The organism is Elioraea sp. Yellowstone (genome assembly GCF_006704265.1).
Lineage (GTDB): Bacteria > Pseudomonadota > Alphaproteobacteria > Acetobacterales > Acetobacteraceae > Elioraea.
In genome coordinates this window covers 1-1,768 of sequence record NZ_VIKA01000268.1, presented here as the reverse complement: position 1 = coordinate 1,768, position 1,768 = coordinate 1, and the positions used below count along the sequence as shown (strand labels likewise).

The window sequence follows — 1,768 nt, the reverse complement described above, 5'->3', positions numbered from 1 at the left end:
TGAGATCTGTATACGAGACACCCCTTCCTCGCGCCGCCCGCGGCGGCGGCGGCGGCGGCGGCGGCGGCGCCCGTCACGCTCGCCCTCGGTCTCGCCCGCGGCGCGCGTCTCCTCAGCCTCCTCCTCCCCGCCGTCCTGGTCCCCGATGTCGTCCACCTCGGCCTCGGGCTCCTCCGCCAGCGCGGCCTCGGCCGTCACCACCGCCGGCGGCGCGGCCTGGCCGGCAGGCGGCGCGGCGAGCGGCTTGGTCCGTTCGATCCGCAGCGCCGGCGGCGTGAGCGTCTCGTCGGCGGCGAAGACCACGCGCAGCCCGAACGCGGCCTCGAGCTCGGCGAGGCGGCTGCGCTTGTGGTTCAGGAGATAGAACGCGACCGCGCCCGCGCAGCGCACCACGATCTCGGCCGCCCGGCGCTTCGCCGCCTCCTCCTCGATCGCGCGCAGCACGTGCACCGCGCTCGACTCGACCGAGCGGACCAGGCCGGTGCCGTTGCAGTGCGGGCAGGTGACGAAGGCCGTCTCGGTCAGGCTCGGGCGCAGCCGCTGCCGGCTCATCTCGAGCAGGCCGAAATGGCTGATCCGGCCCACCTGGATGCGCGCGCGGTCCTGCTTCAGCGCCTCCTTCAGCCGCCGTTCCACCGCCGCATTGTTGCGGCTGTTCTCCATGTCGATGAAGTCGATCACGATCAGACCGGCGAGGTCGCGCAGGCGGAGCTGGCGCGCGATCTCGTCGGCCGCCTCGAGATTGGTCTTGAGCGCGGTCTCCTCGATGTTGCGCTCGCGCGTCGCCCGGCCGGAGTTGACGTCGATCGAGACCAGCGCCTCGGTCTGGTCGATGATGATGTAGCCGCCCGAGCGCAGCTCGACGCGCTTGTTGTGCATCGCGTCGAGCTGGCTCTCGACGCCGGCGCGCGCGAAGAGCGGGATGCCGCCGTCCTTGTAGAGCTGCACCTTGCGCGCATGGCTCGGGATGAGCATGCGCATGAAGTCCTTCGCCGCGCGGTAGGCCTCCTCGCCGTCGACGATGATCTCCTCGATGTCGCGCGAGTAGACGTCGCGGATCGCGCGCTTGATGAGGTTCGCCTCCTCGTAGATCAGCGCCGGCGCCACCGATTTCAGCGTGGTCTCGCGGATCGAATCCCACAGGCGCAGCAGGTACTCGCAGTCGCGCTTGATCTCGGCCTTGGGGCGGTTGGCGCCGGCGGTGCGCACGATGATCCCCATGCCCTCGGGGATGGCGAGCTCCTGCATCACCTCGCGCAGGCGCTTGCGGTCGGCGGCCGAGGTGATCTTGCGGCTGATCCCGCCGCCGCGCGGGGTGTTGGGCATCAGCACCGAGTATCGGCCGGCGAGCGAGAGATAGGTGGTCAGCGCCGCGCCCTTCGTGCCGCGTTCCTCCTTCACCACCTGCACCAGCAGGATCTGCCGGCGCTTGATCACCTCCTGGATCTTGTAGTGGCGCAGGAAGCGGGGGGAGATGCGGCGCGGCCGCTCCTCCTCGCCGTTGTCGCCTCCGCCGCCGATCGTCTCGGGGGCGACCGGCTCGGCCGGCACGGTGTCGATCTCCGCGTCGGCGCGGCCGGGCCCGTCATCGTCGGCCTGTTCCGCAGCCTCGCCCCCCTCGGCCGGCGGGGGCGATGGCGCCGCGGTGCCGGACAGCACGGCGTCGGGATCGGCCGAGACGGTGTCGGCGTCGATCCGTGCGGCCTGGGCCTGGGGCGGCCGCGGCAGGGGCGGCGCCTCGGCCGGCGGATCCTGGACGGGCGGGGGC

1 protein-coding gene is annotated in these 1,768 nt (G+C 72.5%); it reads right to left on the bottom strand.

Annotation, left to right across the window (positions count from 1 at the left end; all coding sequences use genetic code 11):
* On the bottom strand, positions 1-1,768 hold a 1,768-nt coding region (locus FK498_RS18560; RefSeq protein WP_141857167.1), incomplete at both ends, for a ribonuclease E/G.